Raw genomic sequence first — 2,336 nt, forward strand, 5'->3', positions numbered from 1 at the left:
GAAAACAATAAACAGCACAGAATTTGCTCTGCTTGGTGCAGCGCTGGTAGCGATAAGTTACGGCCTTGCCCGCTTTGCCTTTGGCTTATTTGTGCCGCCGATCCGGGCTGAACTGGCGTTAACACCAGAGACAATCGGCATTATCGGCGCTTTGCCACTGTTAAGTTTTGTGCTGGCCACGCTGGTAGCGCCCTTTATCACAGAGCGCCTCGGTGCCCGCACCACCATTATGCTGTCAGGCGGCTTTGCAGTCTGTGGTTTGCTGCTGATTAGCCTGGCCCGCGGTGCCTGGTCACTTGGCTTAGCTGTCATTGCCTGTGGTATCTGTACCGGTCTGATGATGCCCGCGCTTACTGCTGCCATGCAGCAACTGGTTAACCGGGCGGTGCATGGCCGGGTTAGTGCGGTCATGAATGCCGGCACCAGCTTTGGGGTAATGCTTGCGGCGCCGGCTATTGTTTTGCTGACCAGTGCCTGGCGGATGGCCTATTTATGCTTTGCGTTACTGGCAGCGGTTGCTGTGATAATAACCTGGTGGCGGATCCCGGCGATATCGCGGCCACAGGTTAAGGCTGGCAGCCAGTCAGCAAAGCTAAGTAAGCTACCCTGGTGGCCACTTATCAGGCTGTCGCTGTTTGCGCTGGCGATGGGCTTTGTGTCCAGTGCTTACTGGATTTTCGCGCCTGATCTGGTGGTCAGTTTAGGCACGCTGCCAGCGGGCGAGACCGGCTGGTTGTGGTTAGCAGTGGGACTTGCTGGTTTAAGTGGGGCTGCGGTGGCCGATCTTGCTGATCGCATTCACTCCGGGGTAACCCATGCGCTGATGTTTACCCTGCTGGCGGTTAGCCTGGCGTTGCTTGTTGCGGGTTCTGGTCAGCTGCTGGCGTCTATAGTTTCAGCCTTAATCTTCGGTCTGGCCTATATGAGCCTGACCGGACTGTATCTGATGACTGCCGTCCGCCTGCTGCCAGGGCGGTTGTCGATGGGGCCGGTATTACCATTTATGGCCTGTGCGCTGGGCCAGGCAGCGGGTTCGCCGGTAATAGGCAGCCTGGTAACCAGTGCCGGTTATAAAACCGCCTTTATCAGTTATACCGTGCTGGCGCTGCTGGTAACGGGCTTATCATCGTTTTATCCGCAAGATACCAAGGGGTAACGGTATGCTAAGTTGCTGCTGCCTGGCACAGGGGCTGGCAGCTGATTTGCCAGCCAGCCCGTTGCCGGGTTTACCGCTTAAAAGTTGTAACGTGCTCCTACGCTTAACTGTGTGGTATTTTCGTCCAGTACTTTGCCGTATGATAAATCAGACGTTAATGCAAAATTTTCGCTGAAATGATACTGGGCGCCTACTCCCAGGCCATACTGGCTTTTGTTATCAAGGTCAGCGTTCAGATACTCATAGTAGGCCGTGCCAGACAATTCCAGCTTGCTGTTTATGTTGGAACGTAAAACGGTTTCAATTTTTAATGACTCACTTGAATCGCTTTCGCTGTAACTTTCAGTAAATGTCGGCTGGCCATTAGAAAATACCTGGACGCGGCCGTCTGCGCTCAGCCGGTAGCTGCCCAGATAGCCGGCAAAGCTAAGATTCGTTACATCGCTTATTGGCATAATATAGCCTCCGCCAAGATAATAGCGGTCTAACGTTAACTCTAAAGAAACAATCAGCTGTTCACTGTTAAAGTTCTCGGCATAAGACTCACTGTCACTGAAGCGTTGCCACTTTGCACCAATAAACCAGTTATTATTAAACTGCCAGGCCGCTTTTGCTCCAAAACCGGTGTCTGACAAACTTTCTTCGCCTGACTGTGAAATATGCTCAACCGAGCCCTGCAGGTAACGATAACTTGGTGCTGTGTCAGCCTGCACGGCAACACTGCTCAATAACGCCGCAACCAGAGCAACTTTTTTAATCAACATAAAACATCCTATTTTATTTAAACTGACTTTATGGGGTGGGAAAACGGGTGTCTTTATATCTGAAACAAGGGGGGGCGGTAAAGGGCGCCATGTGTAATTAATGTAAAGAAAAGTGTCAAAGTAATAATGCTGTTACAAATAAAAACAGCAGCCCGTAAGCTGCTGTTTTATCGGGCAAGTTAGACGTCTTGTGGCTAAGTTTGCTGCCGCTGTTGTTTCATGGCGAGAATCAGCTCGCGCAGCTCGCTCTGCTGCAGGGCCTGTTCAAACTCAATCGGCAATTTACGCCGCCAGTTTGGGTATTCTGTGCTGGTGCCGGGGATATTAACCGGGGTGGCAACCAGCAGTAAATCTTCCAGCTGATATGCCATTAAACGCGCAGGCGTGGCGGCAAGATACAAATGGCTGTTCTGCAC

The 2,336-nt window shown here is 51.8% G+C and carries 3 protein-coding genes; 1 reads left to right on the forward strand and 2 read right to left on the reverse strand.

Going from position 1 to position 2,336, the window contains the following annotated elements; genetic code table 11:
- The coding region (locus tag R3177_RS14560) for an MFS transporter (RefSeq protein ID WP_318971729.1) at positions 1-1,156 on the forward strand (1,156 nt) is incomplete at its 5' end.
- Between the two features lie 77 nt (positions 1,157-1,233).
- On the opposite strand, the gene R3177_RS14565 is transcribed toward R3177_RS14560, so the two are convergent.
- Both R3177_RS14565 and R3177_RS14570 read right to left on the reverse strand, forming a co-directional pair.
- Positions 1,234-1,920: an outer membrane beta-barrel protein gene (locus R3177_RS14565; protein ID WP_318971730.1), complete on the reverse strand. Its 687-nt coding sequence runs from the start codon at positions 1,918-1,920 to the stop codon at positions 1,234-1,236.
- 194 nt (positions 1,921-2,114) lie between these two features.
- A partial coding sequence (locus tag R3177_RS14570; RefSeq protein WP_318971731.1) for a 4-alpha-glucanotransferase occupies positions 2,115-2,336 on the reverse strand: 222 nt, incomplete at its 5' end.

Origin of the sequence: Arsukibacterium sp. (assembly GCF_033722355.1) — a bacterium.
GTDB lineage: Bacteria > Pseudomonadota > Gammaproteobacteria > Enterobacterales > Alteromonadaceae > Alishewanella.

Bases quoted from the DNA above. Each gene is read 5' to 3' on its own strand.
- R3177_RS14565 (WP_318971730.1), bottom strand. From the start codon at position 1,920: ATGTTGATTAAAAAAGTTGCTCTGGTTGCGGCGTTATTGAGCAGTGTT.